General features: G+C 60.0%; 13 protein-coding genes. 3 read left to right on the top strand and 10 right to left on the bottom strand.

Annotated features, from left to right (window positions below; translation table 11 throughout):
• Window positions 1-9: 9 nt before the first annotated feature.
• The 7 genes from G518_RS0122010 to G518_RS0121980 form a co-directional block, all read right to left on the bottom strand.
• Window positions 10-3,807 carry a nitrate reductase subunit alpha gene (locus G518_RS0122010; RefSeq protein WP_028604385.1) on the bottom strand — a complete coding sequence of 1,266 codons (3,798 nt, stop codon included), beginning with the start codon at window positions 3,805-3,807 and terminating at the stop codon, window positions 10-12.
• Window positions 3,808-3,853: 46 nt separating this feature from the next.
• Complete coding sequence (locus G518_RS0122005) at window positions 3,854-5,290, bottom strand: MFS transporter (protein WP_028604384.1); 1,437 nt, start codon at window positions 5,288-5,290, stop codon at window positions 3,854-3,856.
• An 11-nt stretch (window positions 5,291-5,301) separates the two neighbouring features.
• Window positions 5,302-6,594, bottom strand: a complete 1,293-nt coding sequence (locus G518_RS0122000) for an MFS transporter (RefSeq protein ID WP_028604383.1) — start codon at window positions 6,592-6,594, stop codon at window positions 5,302-5,304.
• A gap of 153 nt (window positions 6,595-6,747) precedes the next feature.
• On the bottom strand, window positions 6,748-7,428 hold the full coding sequence (locus G518_RS0121995; protein ID WP_028604382.1) for a response regulator: 681 nt from the start codon (window positions 7,426-7,428) through the stop codon (window positions 6,748-6,750).
• Window positions 7,425-9,377 carry a type IV pili methyl-accepting chemotaxis transducer N-terminal domain-containing protein gene (locus G518_RS36340; protein WP_051237253.1) on the bottom strand — a complete coding sequence of 651 codons (1,953 nt, stop codon included), beginning with the start codon at window positions 9,375-9,377 and terminating at the stop codon, window positions 7,425-7,427. The genes G518_RS0121995 and G518_RS36340 overlap by 4 nt, the downstream gene beginning before the upstream one ends.
• A gap of 106 nt (window positions 9,378-9,483) precedes the next feature.
• Window positions 9,484-10,677 (bottom strand): VanZ family protein, encoded by a 1,194-nt coding sequence (locus G518_RS36335; RefSeq protein WP_084652112.1) that lies wholly within the window; start codon window positions 10,675-10,677, stop codon window positions 9,484-9,486.
• Between the two features lie 37 nt (window positions 10,678-10,714).
• Window positions 10,715-11,143 carry a CopD family protein gene (locus G518_RS0121980; protein WP_028604381.1) on the bottom strand — a complete coding sequence of 143 codons (429 nt, stop codon included), beginning with the start codon at window positions 11,141-11,143 and terminating at the stop codon, window positions 10,715-10,717.
• Window positions 11,144-11,729: 586 nt separating this feature from the next.
• Here G518_RS0121980 and hemB point away from each other — a divergent pair.
• Window positions 11,730-12,737: a porphobilinogen synthase gene (hemB, locus tag G518_RS0121975; protein ID WP_028604380.1), complete on the top strand. Its 1,008-nt coding sequence runs from the start codon at window positions 11,730-11,732 to the stop codon at window positions 12,735-12,737.
• A 91-nt stretch (window positions 12,738-12,828) separates the two neighbouring features.
• Entirely contained in the window at window positions 12,829-13,986 is a 1,158-nt protein-coding gene (locus G518_RS0121970; protein WP_028604379.1) for a magnesium transporter CorA family protein, read from the top strand.
• Window positions 13,987-14,083: 97 nt separating this feature from the next.
• Here G518_RS0121970 and G518_RS0121965 read toward each other — a convergent pair whose 3' ends face one another.
• Entirely contained in the window at window positions 14,084-14,383 is a 300-nt protein-coding gene (locus tag G518_RS0121965) for a hypothetical protein (RefSeq protein ID WP_028604378.1), read from the bottom strand.
• A gap of 212 nt (window positions 14,384-14,595) precedes the next feature.
• Here G518_RS0121965 and G518_RS36330 point away from each other — a divergent pair, with 212 nt between their 5' ends.
• The gene (locus G518_RS36330; protein ID WP_051237250.1) at window positions 14,596-15,519 is read left to right on the top strand and encodes a LysR family transcriptional regulator; all 924 of its coding nucleotides are present in this window, start codon (window positions 14,596-14,598) and stop codon (window positions 15,517-15,519) included.
• On the opposite strand, the gene G518_RS0121955 is transcribed toward G518_RS36330, so the two are convergent.
• Window positions 15,516-16,262 carry a carboxymuconolactone decarboxylase family protein gene (locus G518_RS0121955; RefSeq protein ID WP_211231752.1) on the bottom strand — a complete coding sequence of 249 codons (747 nt, stop codon included), beginning with the start codon at window positions 16,260-16,262 and terminating at the stop codon, window positions 15,516-15,518. The genes G518_RS36330 and G518_RS0121955 overlap by 4 nt on opposite strands.
• Entirely contained in the window at window positions 16,259-17,482 is a 1,224-nt protein-coding gene (locus G518_RS0121950; protein ID WP_028604376.1) for an SDR family NAD(P)-dependent oxidoreductase, read from the bottom strand. The genes G518_RS0121955 and G518_RS0121950 overlap by 4 nt, the downstream gene beginning before the upstream one ends.
• Window positions 17,483-17,529: the final 47 nt, after the last annotated feature.

Here is a 17,529-nt window from a genome sequence, read left to right as displayed (position 1 = left end):
TGTGCGTTTTCAGGCCTGGACAGCTTCACTGGCGGGTTCGTTGTCGAGCCAATCCACTCGGCTCATCTTGCGCACCAGCACGAACTCATCGCGGTTGGTGCCAATGGTTCCGTAGTAGTTGAAGCCGTAGCTGTATTGCGCGTAACCGCCAATCATGTGAGTGGGTTTGAGCACAATGCGTGTCACCGAGTTATGGATGCCACCACGGGTTCCCGTGATCTGTGAGCCCGGGGTATTGATGATTTTTTCCTGGGCGTGGTACATCATCACCATGCCCGGCTTCACGCGCTGGCTCACCACCGCACGGGCTGCAATAGCGCCGTTGGTGTTGAAGAGCTCCACCCAGTCGTTGTCAACGATGCCTCCTCGCGCGGCATCGTCCTCGCTGAGCCAGATCACCGGACCACCCCGGTTGAGTGTGAGCATCAGCAGGTTGTCCGTATAGGTGGAGTGAATTCCCCACTTTTGGTGCGGCGTGATGAAGTTCAGCGCAATCTCAGGATTGCCATTGGGCTTCTTGCCCTCTACCTCGGCCAGCGTCTTCAGGTGCACGGGCGGGCGATAGCTGACCAGGCCTTCACCGAAATCACGCATCCAAGCGTGATCCTGGTAGAACTGCTGACGGCCCGTAAGGGTGCGCCATGGGATCAGTTCGTGCACGTTGGTGTAGCCCGCGTTGTAGCTGACCTTCTCGCTTTCAAGGCCAGACCAGGTCGGGGAGCTGATGATCTTGCGCGGCTGGGCCTGGATATCACGGAATCGAATTTTTTCGTCCTCCCGGTGGAGAGACAGGTGCACGTGATCGCGCCCGGTTTGCTTGCCCAAAGCTTCCCAGGCCTTGCAAGCGACATGCCCATTGGTTTCCGGGGCCAGCATCATCACGGTTTCGGTGGCGTCGATATCGGTGAGGATGCGTGGGCGGCCCTGGGTTGCGCCCTCCTCGCGTACACGGCCATTGAGATCGCCCAGTTGCTCAACCTCGGTCTGCGTATTCCAGCCTATGCCCTTGCCGCCGTTACCCAGCTTGTCCATCAGCGGGCCGAGAGACGTAAAGCGCTTATACAGATTGGGATAGTCGCGTTCGACCACGGCGATATTGGGAGCGGTCTGGCCGGGCACGAAATCGCAATCACCTTTTTTCCAGTCCAGCACGTGAAATGGTTGAGCCATCTCTCCAGCGGTATCGTGCATGATGGGAGAGAGCACCACTTCCTTTTCCACGCCAAGGTGGCCTGGGCTCATATCGCTCAGAGCCTTGGCGAAACCCTTGTAGATTTCCCAATCGCTCTTGGCTTGCCAAGCGGGATCCACCGCCGTGGAAAGCGGGTGGATGAAGGGATGCATGTCGCTGGTGTTGAGATCGTTTTTCTCATACCAGGTGGCGGTGGGCAGAACGATGTCTGAGTACAGGCATGTCGTGCTCATACGGAAGTCCAACGTGACCAGCAAGTCAAGCTTGCCCTCAGGGGCTTTGTCGTGCCAGCGTACTTCTTCGGGACGGGCGTCGTCCACGCCCAGATCCTTGCCTTGTACGCCATGGGTAGTACCCAACAGGTGCTTGAGGAAGTACTCATGCCCCTTGCCTGACGAGCCGAGAATGTTGGAGCGCCACACGAACATGTTGCGCGGCCAGTTGGCCGGATGGTCCGGGTCTTCGCAGCTCATCTCGAGCGTGCCGTTCTTGAGCGATTGCGCTACGTAGTCACGTGGCGCAACGCCCTGTGCCTGCGCATCACGCACGACCTGCAGCGGGTTGGTCTTAAGTTGTGGTGCGGATGGCAGCCAGCCCATGCGTTCGGCACGCACGTTGTAGTCAATCTGTGCACCGTGATAGGAACTCGCGTCGGCCAGAGGCGAGAGAATTTCTTCCATGCCGAGCTTTTCGTAGCGCCACTGATCGGTGTGGGCATAGAAGAAGCTCGTGCTGTTCATCTGGCGCGGCGGACGCAGCCAGTCCAGCGCGAATGCGAGGGCCGTCCAGCCCGTTTGCGGACGCAGTTTTTCCTGACCCACGTAATGCGCCCAGCCGCCGCCGCTCTGGCCAATGCAGCCGCACATCATCAGCATATTGATGATGCCGCGGTAATTCATATCACAGTGATACCAGTGGTTCATGGCCGCGCCGATGATCACCATGGATTTGCCACGCGTCTTGTCAGCGTTGTCTGCGAACTGGCGGGCGATGGTAATGATCTGATCGCGGGGCACGCCGGTGATGGGTTCCTGCCAAGCCGGTGTGTAGGGGCGGTTGCCGTCGTAGCCCTCATCTGCGGGTTCGCCATCAAGGCCACGCAAGATGCCGTAGTTGGCGGCTTGCAGATCAAACACGGTAGCGACGTAAGTGCCAGCCCCGGTGCCTTCACCAGCCAGGTCCAGACGGCTGACGGGCACACGGTGCACCACCACATCCCCACCCTGCTCGTTGGCGGTGAAATTCGGTGACTGCACACCGCCGAAATAGGGGAATGCGACATCGGCGACTTCGTAGGCACCCGCACCCTCCTCACCGCCCTCCACGACTGAGAGCTTGAGCTTCACATCGTTGGCGGTGCGCGCGTCCTTGTTCTCCAGGTTCCACAGGCCTTGATCTGGACGGCCCTCCGTACCCCAACGGAATCCGATGGAACCATTGGGCAGAACCACCTGGCCATCCGCGCCGTAGCCCACGGTTTTCCAGTCGGGGTTGTTGGATTGGTCGAGTTTTCCGGGGAAGTCGCTCGCGCGCACATAGCGATCTGGCACCAGAGCCTTGCGACCGTCGGGCAGTTGCTTTTCCTTGAGCACCACCAGCAGAGGCAGATCGGTGTAGCGCCGCGCATAGTCATCAAAATAGGCCGAGCGCTTATCGAAGTAGAACTCCTTCATGATCACGTGGCCCATGGCCATGGCTACAGCCGCATCGGTGCCCTGCTTGGGGTGCATCCAGAGATCAGCCAGCTTCGCGACTTCTGAGTAATCGGGCGTAACGGCCACGACCTTCGCACCTTTGTAGCGCACCTCAGTGAAGAAGTGCGCATCGGGTGTGCGGGTCTGCGGTACGTTGGAGCCCCAGGCGATGAGGAAGGTGCTGTTGTACCAATCAGCCGATTCGGGAACGTCCGTCTGCTCACCCCACACCTGCGGACTGGCGGGTGGAAGATCGCAATACCAATCGTAGAAGCTCATGCACACGCCGCCGAGCAAACTGAGATAGCGGCTACCAGCAGCGTAGCTGATCATGCTCATGGCCGGGATGGGCGAGAAACCAATGATGCGATCCGGGCCATGCTGCTTGATGGTGTAGATGTTCGCCGCAGCAATGATCTGATTGACCTCTTCCCAGGTGCTGCGTACAAAACCACCCAAGCCGCGCTGTTGCTGCCATTCGCGCCGGGCATCGTCGTTCTGCACGATGCTCGCCCAGGCTTCCACGGGTCCTTTTGCAACCGTGATGGCCGCACGCCAGTGCTTGAGCAGTCGCGCGCGCACCATCGGGTACTTCACGCGGTTGGCGCTGTAGAGGTACCAGCTGTAGCTCGCACCGCGCGCACAGCCTCTGGGCTCATGGTTCGGAAGATCAGGGCGCGTGCGTGGGTAGTCGGTCTGTTGCGTCTCCCATGTCACGATGCCGCCCTTGACGTAGATCTTCCATGAGCAGGAGCCCGTGCAGTTCACACCGTGGGTGGAACGAACGATCTTGTCGTGCGCCCAACGGTCACGGTAGGCGTCTTCCCAGGTGCGGTCTTCGCCGTTGGTCTGGCCATGCGTACCTGAAAACGATTCCCGCGGTTGGCTGAAGTACGAGAGGCGGTCGAGAAAGTGGCTCATCGTGTGTCCTTTTCGTTATAGATTTCTTAAGTTGCGAAGGGGCGGCTTAACAGGGCATCTCTGCGTTCCGGCGTGCATAGAACCACCAGGTGACGCCTATGCACACGAGGTAGAAGGCGGCGAACACCCAGAGCGCCAGCTCGGGCCCCCCCGTGGCTGCAATGGAGCTGCCGTAGCTCTTTGGAATGAAGAAACCGCCGTAGGCAGCCAGCGCACCCGAAATACCCAGTGCCGCGGCGCCCTCTGTGTTTCCGTCCTTGATGGCCTGCGCGCGGCCCGCCTCGTCTCCCTCCTTGACATCCCGCAACTTGAGATTCAGGAAGATCACCGGAATCATTCGGAACGTGGAGCCATTGCCTACGCCAGTGGAGAGAAAGAGAAGCAGGAACATCACGAAGAAGCCCATGAAGCTGCCCTCTGCAGGGCCGAACGGCAGCACATACCCTCCCGATCCCTTGGGCAGGAAATACAGAACACCCATCACAGCCAGAGCCATGACCACGAAGTTCCAGAGCGTCACGCTCGCGCCACCCAGTTTGTCAGCCAACCAACCGCCCACTGGGCGAATCAACGCGCCGACCAAGGGGCCAAGCCAGGCATAGGCCAGAGGGTTCACTTCCGGAAACAGCCCCTTGATAAGCAGCGGAAAGCCAGCAGCGAAACCGATGAAGGAGCCAAACGTGCCCAGATAAAGCAAGCACATGATCCAGTTGTGCTTGCGCCGGAAGACCGCAGCTTGCGCCGCGAAAGAGGCCTTGGCGTCGGCGATGTCATTCATGCCGAACCACGCCGCCAGGGATGCAAGGGCAATCCATGGCACCCAGATAAAGGCCGCATTCTGGGTCCATACCTGCATGGTTTGTCCATTCTTCACGATGGTCTGCGCGTCGCCACCGAAGATCCCGAAAATGCCAGCAGTCACCACCAGGGGGCTGAGAAACTGGACCACAGAGACACCCAGATTGCCCAGGCCCGCATTCACTCCAAGGGCAGAGCCTTTGCGTTCCTTCGGAAAGAAGAAGCTGATGTTGGCCATGCTGGAGCTGAAGTTCCCCCCGCCCAATCCGCAAAGCAACGCCAGGCCGAGCATGGTGGGGTAGCTGGTGGTGTTGTCCTGCACCGCGTAACCAATGCCCAGCGCCGGGATCATCAGCGAGGCGGTGGAAATGGCCGTCCAGCGCCGTCCACCAACCAGCGGCACCATGAAGGAATAGAAAAGGCGCAGCGTGGCGCCGGAAAGGGCTGGCGCTGCAGCCAACCAGAACAATTGATTGGTGGAATAGCGAAAGCCCAGCCCGGGAAGGCTCACCGCCACCACGCTCCAGACCTGCCAGATGGCAAAGGCCAGAAACAGTGCTGGCACGGATATCCAGAGATTGAGCTTGGCAACCGCCTCACCTTCACGCTCCCAGAAGGCCTTGTCTTCTGGAGTCCAGATGGTGAGCGTGCGCTGCCGGCTACGGTTGCGAGTGATGGATGACATGGTGTGTTTCCTTAGCGTGCGGAAGAGGCTGAAGGTGCGGAGGCGTCTGCCATCACATCGGTGCGGCGCACCTCAGTGAAGTACATCCAGATCAGGGAGACCCAGACAACGCCGTACATCAACATGAAGGCGCTGGAGCGAATCCCGGTCCAGTCCATGAGCACCCCAAAGAGGATGGGCAGAATGAAACCGCCCAGGCCTCCGGCCAATCCGACGATGCCGCTGATGGCCCCAATGTTCTGGGGGTAGTCGTCGCTGATGTATTTGAAGACGCTGGCTTTGCCGAATGCCCAGGCGATGCCAAGCACGAACATCAGGGCAGTGAACATGTAGACGTTCAAGCCAATGTGAAAGGTGCGTGGGCCATCCACTGTCAGCACGGTGAAATCGGTCTGCGGATAGGACAGAAGGAACAAGCAGATCCAGCTGACCCACAACACCCACCATGTCACGCTGTGCGCACCGTGCTTGTCGCTCAGTACGCCGCCAATGGCACGCAACACACCTCCGGGAAGTGAAAAACAGGCCGCCAGGAGCGCTGCGACACGGATGTCCAGGCCGTATTCGCCCACGTAGTACTGCACCATCCACAGCGACAAGGCGACATAGCCTCCAAACACAATGCTGTAGTACTGGCAGTACTTGAGCACGCGAGGATCTTTCAGAGCTTTGAGCTGATCGGCAAAGCTCACCTTGCTGGACACCAGGTGGGCCGGGTCGCTATAGCTGAAGAACCAGAACAGCACCAGCGCCCCGAGCATGATCGCGGCGTACACGTGCGGAACCATGGTCCAGCCGAAAGCCACCAGCAGCACCGGCGCGACGAATTTGTTGACTGCAGCGCCCGAGTTGCCGGCGCCATACACGCCCATGGCCATTCCCTGGCGCTCCTTGGGAAACCAACGCGCCACATACGGCGTTCCCACCGAAAACGCACCGCCGGCCAGCCCGACGAAGAGACCCGCTACCAGGAAGTGCCAGTATTCCGTGGCGTAGCCCATCATCCAGATGGCGGGTACCGTGGCCGCCATAAGGATGGCCATGACGATGCGGCCACCGTAACGGTCCGTCCAGATGCCCAGTGGCACGCGGACCAGCGAACCTGTGAGCACGGGCATGGCCGTCAACAGGCCGAACTGCGTGGAATTGAGGTTCAGCATCTTCTTGATCGGGATGCCGATGACGCCGAACATCATCCAGACCATGAAGCACACAGTGAAGGCCAGCGTACTGGCTATCAATACCGACCAGGCCTGACGGGTATGGCGTGGGTCGCCTTGGGAAGCGCTATTGGAATTTGCCATGACGTATTTACTCTTGAGAGTGATGTCATGAATGGTCTCGCTTCCCGGACCTTTCGCCTATCCTTCAGAGGTAGGTTCGCACGCGGCAGAAGGAGTAGCCGGCAACAGCCGCGGCATCCTCCGAAAGAACTATTCGCGCTGGTTAAAGTGTCCTTAAGTGCTTCGGACTCGATCGGACGCATAGACCGCCGCCTGCACGCGGGAGGACAAGCCAAGCTTGCGCAGAATGTGCTGCACATGAATTTTCACGGTGGTCTCCGCAATATCCAGCGTGCGTGCGATCTCCTTGTTACTCGCTCCACGTGCGATCTCACGCAACACATCCTCTTCGCGCGGTGACAAAGGCGAAGCCGTCTGGTCTGCTGACTCTTCTACTTCCGACACCTGAACAATTTCACCCTGCGCCTGCAACGCGGTGACGAGCTTGCCCATCAGTTCCGCACTCACCACGGGCTCGCCCCGCGCAGCGCGGTGGATGGCATCAGCCAGCAGATTGCCCTCGATGGTTTTGAGCAGATAGCCCTGCGCGCCGTTACGCAGGGCCTGCGCGAGGTCCTGGCCGTCTTCGCTCACGGTGAGCATGAGTACGCGTGCACCGGGTGCGGCTTCGCGCAGGCTTTGGATGGCGTCCACACCGCGCACACCAGGCAAATGGTTGTCCAGCAGGATCACTTGCGGTTTCAACACAGGGGCTAGCCGTAGCGCCTCGGCGGCGTCTCCAGCCTCCCCCACGACGTGCAGGCCCGGGTACTGCCCGAGCAATGCAATCAGGCCACGCCGAAACAGGGGATGGTCATCTACCACCAGAAGGGTCAATGCGGAGGCAGGTGTCATGGAGTTGGCAGGCTCATGCTTGAGTCGGCTGGGACGGTGGCGCCAGTAAAGGAGATGGAGACGGGCACTGAAGTCGGCGCATGGGTGGTGACGGGCAACTCGATGACAACTCGAGCGCCAGCACCGGGCGAGGAATCCACACGCACGCTCGCCCCAATGCGCTCCGCGCGCTCGCGCATGATGCCCAGCCCTACATGCAATGAGTCTGGTGGCACCGAGGTGGGGTCAAAGCCTGTGCCGTTATCCACCACCTCAAAGCGCCAGGCCGGGTGACGCTGTACGCGCAGGTCTACATGATTGGCGTGGGAGTGCTTGCGCACATTGGAGAGTGCTTCCTGCACCATGTGCAGCACCTGAATCTGCACATCTGGGGCCAGAGGAAGTCCATGACCCGTCATGGACAAGGCGTGCGTGATGCCTGTCTGGTGACCGAACTTGGACAAAGTGGAGCGAAGCGCCGCCTCGATGTCCTCTTCGCTGGTGCGAGTCCGGAAGTGAACCAGCAGTTCACGCACGTCTGCGTAGCAACCCCGAACACCTACATCCAGCTCGGAAATACTGCGATCACGCGCGGTCTGATCTTCACGCGTCACCGCATCGCGCAGCAACTGGGTCTGGATCTTGAGGAAAGCCAGAGACTGCGCGATCGAATCATGCAATTCCCGCGCAATCAACGCCCGTTCCTGACCCACTGCCGCTTCGCGCTCCAGCGCAGTGGCACGCAAGCTTTCCATGGCTCCCGCCAGATGACGCGCCATGGCCTCCAGCAAGTCACGCATGCCTTCTGGCATCTCCTGCTTGCCTTTGAAGAAGAGATCTATCTCACCCAGCACGCGTTGCTGCAACTGCACAGGAATGGCCACCAGAGTCTCGAACCCGGCGTCACGGCAATGCGGCAACGGCAGTTCCAAAGTGGCGGCAGGCGTGATGGGAATAACGCGCAAATTAGCCGAAGCCTGAGGTTGCCCGCAAGCGCAGGTGCCTGTATGCAGGCAATGCTCGCCGTCAGTCAGAGAGCGAGGCAACTGATCGCTCACCAGCAGCACGTAACGTTCGTTGGTTTCGTCCGACCAGCGTACCGCGGCAGCATCAGCGCCCGCCACGCGACGCACCAGCCGCACGAAGCCTTGGGCCAACGCGTCGAGACTGGTGGCCTCTGACGCCAGCGCGCTGGCTTCGTACAGAGCCGATAGCCGTTCACTCTTGACTTGCAAATGGGCTGTCTTGTCCTGGACCTTGCCCTCAAGTTCATCGCGCGATGCTTGTAGAGCATGCGCCATCAGGTTGAAACCGGCGGATAGCTGCCCAAACTCGTCAGCCGTCTCCACAGCGAGCCGAGTACTCAGATTGCCCTGGCGTATGTGCGCCAATGCCTGCTGCAGTTGCACCAGGGGGTTGATCACGAGCAGGTAGGTCACCACCATGAACACAACGGCGGCGACGATGGCCAAGGCCATGAGCGCCAATTGGAACAGGTGCAAACCGGTTGTCCAACGGGCCATCTGTATTTCAATGGCATCGACCAAGCCATCCACGCGGTGCACAAAGTCATCAGCCCGCGCCACTGCAGCGGCATCGTCCACGTGAGGGCTTTGAGCCCAATTGCGCTGCAGCTCCCGCCATTCTTCACGAATGCCCTCGAAGCGCCTCAATGTATCCTCGCTCCACGGAACAGCCAGGGGACGAACGGGGTCTCCTCGCCGCAACAATTCCAAACCGGCGTCGAATTTGACTGCGAGCTCCTGCACGCGCTCGGGAGCCTCCAGCTGCCTTGCCAGTACCATGCGCATCATGTGCATGCGCAACCGACCGGCCTCATTCACCGCCGCCGCTCCGCCTTCAAGGCGCCAGGTCACCCAGAGCGTGAGTCCGATAGACAGCAGCGCGACAATGAGGAATCCAGCCCCCATTGAAAGAAGCTTGGTGGTCAAGGTGACGGAGCCGCGCATGCCGCGAAGTGTAGAAATCGCGGGACAAGTTCACCTTGATGTGAGTCAAGAAACCATGGAGCCTCTGTAAAACGCTCAGAACGGCTTAGAGCCTGTTCAAAGTCTCTTATGGCCTCTCCGGGCTCGAGTTGGACTGGCTATCCCCGGGAAGTGCTTCCAAATCGCTCAAAGCGGCTCCTGCTGCGGGCTCAGGCAGTGACGGCTGGTGCCGGTTAAGGCGCGCCGTCTGGAAAACAAGATAGGCGAAGGTCACGTAAGGCCACAGCCACCCTACCCACTGTGCCAACCCATGGAAATGGATGAAGCGCCCTTGCTCCCAACTTTGAAGCGTGGCGGCAAAGTAGGCGCTCTCTGGCGCGGCATTCAGCAAGGCGACCTGGGCCGCCAGCGCCAGCATCAGCAGCACCCCACATACTCGGGCCGGTATGAACAAGGCGACGAACGCCATGAATGCCCCGACCATCATTCCGGCTTCAACTGGCAGACTAATCCACGCCCAGGCATACACCGGGCCCCAAGTCAGGGCAGCTGACAACGCCGAAACCAGCACACCCAGCATCAGCACAGTCAACGCAAACAGTGCTCTGCGCCCTATATCCCGGATCACCGTGTAACCCAGCAGACACGGAACCAGCGCGCCCAGCGCAACACAGATCAGCTCCACCCCCGGTAATAGAGGTTGCAAATCGAGTTCGCGCAGGGGTAGCCACTCGAGAAACGGTGTGTCCTCCAATAGCTGTGCGAGCGCATCTTCCAGCCGCTCATACACCTGGCCGAGCCCGAACGCCACGGGAGGCGGGAACAATAGTCCCAAGGGCCAAAGTGCAAGCAAGATCAACGCGCCGCGCGAATCTTGTACAAACCAGAGCGCTCGAAAGCGTCTCCAACGCTCAATTGCTCCCAAACGTTCGAGCACATAGGCTGCCAGCGCGCCAATGACCCCGCCACCGGTATTCAACCCAAAATCGAGATTGGAGGCCACCCGGATGGGCAGGTAGGACTGCAAGGACTCCATGGTGAACGACAGCAGCGCTGTGACCAAAGCGCCGAGCACCACCGCTGGCCACCGCCACTGAGCGCGCAGCAGCGCCAGAGTGAGAAGAAACCCCATGGGCACATAGCCCACCACGTTGGCGATGATGTCGAAGCGCGTCCAGTATTGCGGCAGCGGGGCGGCAGTGAAAGCCCAAGGCGACAGCCCTTGATCACGCCAACCCGAGAACGGGTAAAGGCTGGCGTACACAATCAACGCGGCATACAGAAACGAAAGCGGGCGCGCGGCAGACTTGTAGCGGTTCATGGTTAGCGCCAGGCTGCCATTAGAGCGTGCTCATATCTTAGAAGGGCTTGACGACCACCAGGATCACAGCCGCCAGCAACAGCAGCACTGGCGCCTCGTTGAACCAGCGAAACCAGACATGTCCGCGCGCAGGCCGCCCGGATTCGAAGCCGCGCAGCAAACGACCGCACCAGTGGTGATAACCAAGCAGCAGCACCACGATCAGCAGCTTGGCGTGCATCCAGCCGTTACCGGGCCCCATGCCGATCCTGTACCCCATCCACAGCCACAAACCCAGCGCCAGCGCGGGCACGGCCAGAATGGTCATGAAGCGGTAGAGCTTGCGCGCCATGAGCAGCAGACGCGTGTGCTCGGCCACGGAGCCCGCAGGCACCATCGCCAAGTTGACGAAAATACGTGGTAAATAAAACAAGCCGGCAAACCAGCTCGCGACGAAAACGATATGCAGAGCCTTGATCCAGAGCATGGAGACAAGTGTAGCGGCGATGAAATCCCGTACAGACTGCGGTCTTTGCGTAGCCCAATAGAAAAAACCTCGGCCACAAGGGCCGAGGTCGAATAAGCTTGACTGCACATAGGCAGCCCAGCGCCCGCTCAGGGAGGAAAAGCGGGGAGCAGCGAACTGCCCGGGAGAAATATACTACAAAAGTACGACTTTCATATGGGTGCTTTCCCGTATTTCATTGGGCAAGTGAGCGCCCCATCGCACGGAAGCGGAGTTGACGTCTCAGCGAGACACTACGGAATGAGAAGAGTCAGGGGTACTACAGATGTTCGCGCCTGGTCCATGGCCGCCTGCCCCCATCCCAACCTTCCCCCAGAGGGGGAAGGAGTAGAACCAGCTCACAACCCCGGGTTCTTGGGCTCAAGTCGGCAGGCGTGCCTGCATCAGACTATCCAGCAAACGGGAGAGAAAGAGAGGCAACAAGGTCAAATGGCCGCGGAGCAGGCCATGCGGGAGTAGCCGCGGAGCTGGCTTTGCCAGGCCGCTGGCTGCGTCCCCCTCAGGGGGATGGCGCCAAAGGCGACTCAGGGGGTCTACAATTTTCATCATGACGTTCCCCCCCGCCCCCTTCCCCGCCAACCGGCCTCGCCGCCTGCGCCGTGATGATTTCACCCGCCGCCTGGTGCGTGAACATGCTGTGAGCGCCAACGACCTCATCTATCCGGTATTCGTGCTGAATGGCAAGAAACGCCGCGAAACGGTGGCTTCCATGCCTGGCGTAGAGCGGCTTTCGCTGGACGAATTGCTGCCGGTGGCGCAAGAATGTGTCGAACTGGGAATTCCGGTGATGGCACTGTTCCCTGTGATCGACGCGAAGCTCAAGGACGAAAAAGGCAGCGAAAGCACCAATGCAAAAGGCCTGATCCCCACCGTCGTGCGTGAGTTAAAAAAACGCTTTCCTGAGCTCGGCATCATGACCGATGTGGCTTTGGACCCCTACACCAGCCACGGACAGGACGGCTGGCTCGATCCCACCGGCTACATCCTGAACGACGAGACGGTAGGCCAACTCACCAAACAAGCCTTGACGCAAGCAGCCGCTGGAGTCGACATCGTGGCACCGAGCGACATGATGGACGGGCGCATCGGAGCCATTCGCTCTGCGCTTGAGGCCAAGGGGCATATTCACACGCGCATCATGGCCTATAGCGCAAAGTATGCGAGCGCTTTCTATGGTCCATTCCGTGACGCCGTAGGCTCGGCGTCCAACCTGGGCAAAAGCAACAAAAAGGTCTACCAGATGGACCCCGGCAATACCGATGAGGCCTTGCGCGAAGTGGCCATCGATCTGCAGGAAGGCGCCGATATGGTGATGGTCAAGCCTGGCATGCCCTACCTGGACATCGTGCGGCGAGTGAAGGACGAGTTTCATGTCCCGACCTTCGCCTACCAGGTGAGCGGCGAATACGCCATGTTGAAAGCAGCGGCGCAAAACGGCTGGCTAGATCACGATGCCGTGATGATGGAAAGCCTGCTGGCATTCAAGCGCGCAGGCGCTGATGGCGTGTTGACCTATTTCGCCCGGGATGCCGCCCGACTGATTCAACAACAATGACAAACGGCCTCACCGCAGGATCGGGCGTTCCTGCAGCGCGGTGCCTCCAGCGCTGCAAGAGTCTTTTTTCATAGCTCCGGACAACCCCACCGTGCACATCCTCGAATTCACCGGTGACAGCCTGCGCTTCCTCGACGAGCTGCCTGCGGAAGTCCCCGCCGATGGCTTCGTCTGGGCTTACCTCGACCGCTCCGAGTTACCACGGCATCAGGTAGCGCTTCAGGCTGCCGCCCAGCGACTGGGTGGCTCGGGCCTGTTGGATCTGCATTGGCTGGACCTTGCCAGCGAGCAGCACCCTTCGAACTACGACTCCACTTCCGTTTATGACGTGGTGGTCTTTCGCCGCCTGGCCACGCAAACCGAAGTGCAGCAAGATGCGGAGCGCGAAGCCGCTATCGTGGCCTATCACAACCAGGGCTTTTCCTCTCGCGCGCGCAAATCTGACGCCATCCCGCCCGCCTTTGCCCGTATCAACTCGCGCGCGGTGGGCTTTGCCATTTTCGATCGCCTTCTGATCAGCTTGCACCCTCCGGGCTGCGCCATCCCCAACACCTACGTGCAGCGTTTCGCGGCCGATGCCCGGCTCAGCATTGATGCCATCAGCGCCCGCTCTCGGCTGCCCGCCAGCCCAGCCGACCTCGCGCTGCGCATGATCAACACCATGGTCGATAGCTATCTGGACTTGCGCAAGGACTTGACCACCTATCTTGAGCAAATGCAGGCCGAATTGATCAAGCTCGATTCGCAGTTTGCCGACTGGGGCGCGTTAATGGAAGCGCGCCGCCAACTGCACTTGCTGGAAGATATGTGCGAAGGGCAGCGCGATGCCATTCAAGAGTGGCTCGACTCCCTGCGCGAGCAACCCCTGGCCAGCTTCTCACCCGATGCCATGGTGGCCCAGACCAGGCGTGATCAGCTCATGGCGCGGGCGCGCGATGTGGGCGAACACATAGACCGTGTGATGCACCATGCCCGGCGTCTTGAGCAATCAGCCGAGACCGTCGTGCAGATTCATTTTTCCGTGCAAGGCCACCGGACCAATGACATCATGCGCACCCTCACGGCGGTGACCGCCATCTTCTTGCCACTGAACCTGGTGACGGGGTTTTTTGGCATGAACTTCGAGCATCTGCCCCTGATTCACAGCCCGGGGGCTATGTGGGCCATTTTCAGTGTCATGGCGGCCTTGGCTTTGGCAGTGATCCTGGTATTTATGCGCAAGCGATACATTGCCCGAACGGAACGCTAAACAGTCTGTATTAGCGCGCCTTGCACCCCAAAAAAAACGAGATGACCTGCATCTCGTTTTTTCAGCTGCTCAGGGCAGCTTGCAGTTCTGGCAACTATCAGCTCATCTCGCCGCTTTTAGCAAAGTTTCCATGAGCCACCGCCTCACGGGTTTCCTGACGCACCTGTGCGCGGGTGACCTGGCTTGGGGCGGCACGGTTGGCTGCCACAGCATTCTGAACACCAGCAGCAGGGAAATGAGCAACTGCGTCTTGGCGGACGACTTCTCGGCTGGTGGTACTGGCGGCTACGGCTTCGGTCTGAAACAAGGGACCTTCACCCGATACCGGGAATGCAAAGGCATTGCCAGCAAAAGCGGTGGCAAGCAGAGTAGCGAGGGCAATGTTCTTGGTTTTCATGACAATTTCCTTTAGGTTCGTACAGGGAGGCTGTTCATCAGCCGTTCCATCGAGTCCGTGTCTTTTTCCTTTGGCCCGGGCTCTCTGCGGAGTGGTTTGTTTGCTTAAGAGGCTTATCGCCGCTCCGTAGGACGAAGTTTGCGCCTCGGTGAGATGGTTTCAAACCAGCTTCCTGGAATAGGACTTTTTCCTTTTAGGAAATAATCTAGGCTATGGACTCTCTCGAACTGATTCAAACCTTTCGCGAAGTAGCGCAGCGCGGAAGCTTTTCCGCAGCGGCGCGCGCGCTCGATATGTCGCCCGCCAACGTGAGCAAATACGTCGCTGCGTTGGAGGCTCGTTTCGGTGTACGGCTGTTCAACCGCACGACGCGCAAGGTGTCCCTCACCGACGCGGGCCATCTGCTTCTTCAGCGTTCCGGCCCCGTGTTGGAGTTAGTGCAGATCACCACTGGGGAGCTGCATGACCGAGCCAATACGCCCAGCGGGCGCCTGGCATTGACCTTGCCGCATCCTTTGCTGCAAACGCAGTTACCGACATTGCTCGCGCGCTTTCTGGTGCGTCATCCGGCGGTGTCGCTGGATCTGCGGGCGACTGACCGAGTGATCGATCTGGCCGAAGAAGGCGTGGATATTGCGTTGCGCGTGGGCCCTGTGCCCAATGCCAATCTGATCGTGCGCCGCCTCATGCCCATTGACCGCGTCTTGGTGGCCACACCCGCTTATTGGGCCGAGCATGGTGAGCCCAAGCACCCAAGAGACCTGGCAGCGCATAAGACGCTTGCCGTGGTGCAGTCTGGCGAAGTGCCCAAATGGATATTCATCGAAAACGGAAAGCGCTTCGAAATACCGCTGGACCCCCATGTGGAAAGTACCAGCTTGGCGCCTATGGTGACCTTGGCAATGCACGACCTGGGGGTGATCTACATCGCGCGGCTTTCAGTCTCCGAGCAGCTTGAAAAGGGCACGCTCAAGCCCGTGTTGGATCGGTTCATTCCTCAAGACATATGGCTGTATGCGGCGTATGCACAGCGCCGCAACAACAGCGCAGCACTGACGGCGCTGCTGGCGTATCTGGAAGAGGAGTTTCCCCGGCAGGACCCGAAATTGACCCTGCTATCTGGCAAGGACTGTTAGGGAGCCTCCCTGAGCTCGCGAAACGTGTTGGCACCCAAGGCCGTTCCGTGTACGGCCAAATGCGCGCCCAATTGAATGGCTTGCAGCATTTCAGCCTGAGAGACACCTTGTGAGAGTCCCACGGCCACTATCTTCCGGGTAGCCTCGGGATTGAAAGCCGTGAAGCAGGCATGCAGCGCCAGTTGCACCAGAGTGCGTTCCTCGGGACTCAAACCGCCAGCCGGCCGGCCGTGTTCGATGAAATCAAGCAGCACACGCGCATAACCAGAATCCATCCGCGCCACAGCATGCAAGGTGAGCGCATGCTCCGGCCCTAGCTGGTCAATGCGCGCCAGCAGGTCTGCATCCAGCGCCTCAGCCTGATCGGGCCCTGCCAACTCGGCCAAAATCTCGGCTGCCTGGCAGACGCTGGCTGCGCCCTGTACGGCCACCAGGTGCAGCACGTCAAAGATATCCGCCTGCGTCGCCCCCTGCTCCAACGCTTTTCGCATATGGGTTTGCAAGCCGGAGCCAAACAGATGTGAAGAGGAGCTGTCCAGTGCCACATAGATCAGCTCGACCATGCGCGGCGTCAATGGCCCCGTTCGCGCAGGATAGCCTGCGTAGTGCGCATACTGCTCCACAAAACCGGGGTTGGCCTGAAGCACGGTTTCAGTCCAGGGGCGCCAGTAGCCGCGCTCTTCGGTAAAGAAGTCTTTGATTCGAGCGCGCTCGGCCTCGGCGGTGTCAGGGGCCTTGGTCACGGCGTTGGCACTGAGCTTGGGGCGTGACAAACCAGAGTCTGCCCTGTCAGGTACTGCGCGGCGGAGCCACCAACGTAGACGAGCAAGGGGTGCAATTGCTGCGGGTCCAGGCCTTCGGGCACTTCGATGGCGTTGATGCGGAGCGCAAGAGCGCCCCATTCGCAGGCCAGGGTAGACAACAGCATGCGGGCCGCCGCTGCATCGCCCGCATCCTGCCAACGGACAGTTGAGCGTGAGGGCAACAGCACGGTGAGGCTGGCTTGTTGAACATGGCGGTTGGCGAAATGTGTGGCCGCTGCGTGCACCGCTTGCAACAAACCGCCAGCAGGGGCGTAGAGAGCGGAGGAGTCCAGACAAGCCTCGTAACGGACAGGCCCCGTGGGCTCCTCGACCCGGACTCTCCACGGCTCGGCATGGTCGCCACGGACTTCAAACTTCACTGGCAAATCCAATGGGAGCGTGTCAATGGTGGTGGGTGCAAACGGCCGGCTGCCGCCATAGATGGAGGAGCCTCCATTGAGCGCCAGGATTTGCCCGCTGAAAGGCTTGGCGCCGTCGCTGGCCAGAAAGAACAAGGCTTGCGCCATCTCCATGGGGGCTGCCATACGTCCCAGCGGGATCTTCGCCACCGCGCCCTCAGGCACCAGGCGGCCGGTTGCAATCAGGTTTTCTACCAGTTCGGTGCGCACGAATCCGGGGGCCAGCACCGTCACGCACAGATCGGGCCGTGCTTGCGCAAGCGCTTGGGTTTGGGCGATGAGGCCAGCTTTACTGGGGCTATAGGCGCCTCGCCAGGGAATGGCTGCCAGGCCAGCGCCGGACGACACGTTCACGATTCGAGCACCTGGACGAAGAAGACCAGCGCAGGCTTCGACCACTGCGGCGGGTGCCGCGAGATTCAGCGCCAGCAGGCGTTGCAATTGCTCTGGTGTCTGCTCAATCAAAGGCAGGGTGGACGGCTCGGTCATGCCTGCGTTGTTCAGGATGGCGTCCAAGGCTGGCGTGCCTTGCGCGAGTGCTTCAATCTGCTGCCGGTCGGTCAAGTCGATGACACGCGGCACATGCGCAGCTGTTCCGTGCACGGGCAGGCTTTGAACCACCTGTTCCAAAGCCTGCACATTGCGATCGACCAGCACGCATTGCCAGCCAGCGCTGGCGAACAAGCGAGCGGTGTCACGCCCAATTCCGGAAGCTGCCCCGGTAATCAAAACGGTCTGCATCGCGTGCTTAGATAAGGTTGAATAGATTGAAGGGCATGCTGGCGCCA

The sequence above is a fragment of the Ottowia thiooxydans DSM 14619 genome, from assembly GCF_000422885.1.
GTDB lineage: Bacteria > Pseudomonadota > Gammaproteobacteria > Burkholderiales > Burkholderiaceae_C > Ottowia > Ottowia thiooxydans.
Note: the sequence above shows the minus strand (reverse complement) of the source record. Positions and strands in the feature narration are given on the sequence as shown.

What these genes read in the sequence shown, in the direction of transcription:
- G518_RS0122010 (WP_028604385.1), bottom strand. Translation starts at nt 3,807, where the DNA reads ATGAGCCACTTTCTCGACCGCCTCTCGTACTTCAGCCAACCGCGGGAA.
- G518_RS0122000 (WP_028604383.1), bottom strand. Translation starts at nt 6,594, where the DNA reads ATGGCAAATTCCAATAGCGCTTCCCAAGGCGACCCACGCCATACCCGT.
- G518_RS0121995 (WP_028604382.1), bottom strand. Translation starts at nt 7,428, where the DNA reads ATGACACCTGCCTCCGCATTGACCCTTCTGGTGGTAGATGACCATCCC.
- G518_RS0121950 (WP_028604376.1), bottom strand. Translation starts at nt 17,482, where the DNA reads ATGCAGACCGTTTTGATTACCGGGGCAGCTTCCGGAATTGGGCGTGAC.
- G518_RS0122005 (WP_028604384.1), bottom strand. Translation starts at nt 5,290, where the DNA reads ATGTCATCCATCACTCGCAACCGTAGCCGGCAGCGCACGCTCACCATC.
- G518_RS0121980 (WP_028604381.1), bottom strand. Translation starts at nt 11,143, where the DNA reads ATGCTCTGGATCAAGGCTCTGCATATCGTTTTCGTCGCGAGCTGGTTT.
- G518_RS36340 (WP_051237253.1), bottom strand. Translation starts at nt 9,377, where the DNA reads ATGCGCGGCTCCGTCACCTTGACCACCAAGCTTCTTTCAATGGGGGCT.
- G518_RS36330 (WP_051237250.1), top strand. Translation starts at nt 14,596, where the DNA reads ATGGACTCTCTCGAACTGATTCAAACCTTTCGCGAAGTAGCGCAGCGC.
- G518_RS0121965 (WP_028604378.1), bottom strand. Translation starts at nt 14,383, where the DNA reads ATGAAAACCAAGAACATTGCCCTCGCTACTCTGCTTGCCACCGCTTTT.
- hemB (WP_028604380.1), top strand. Translation starts at nt 11,730, where the DNA reads ATGACGTTCCCCCCCGCCCCCTTCCCCGCCAACCGGCCTCGCCGCCTG.
- G518_RS36335 (WP_084652112.1), bottom strand. Translation starts at nt 10,677, where the DNA reads ATGAACCGCTACAAGTCTGCCGCGCGCCCGCTTTCGTTTCTGTATGCC.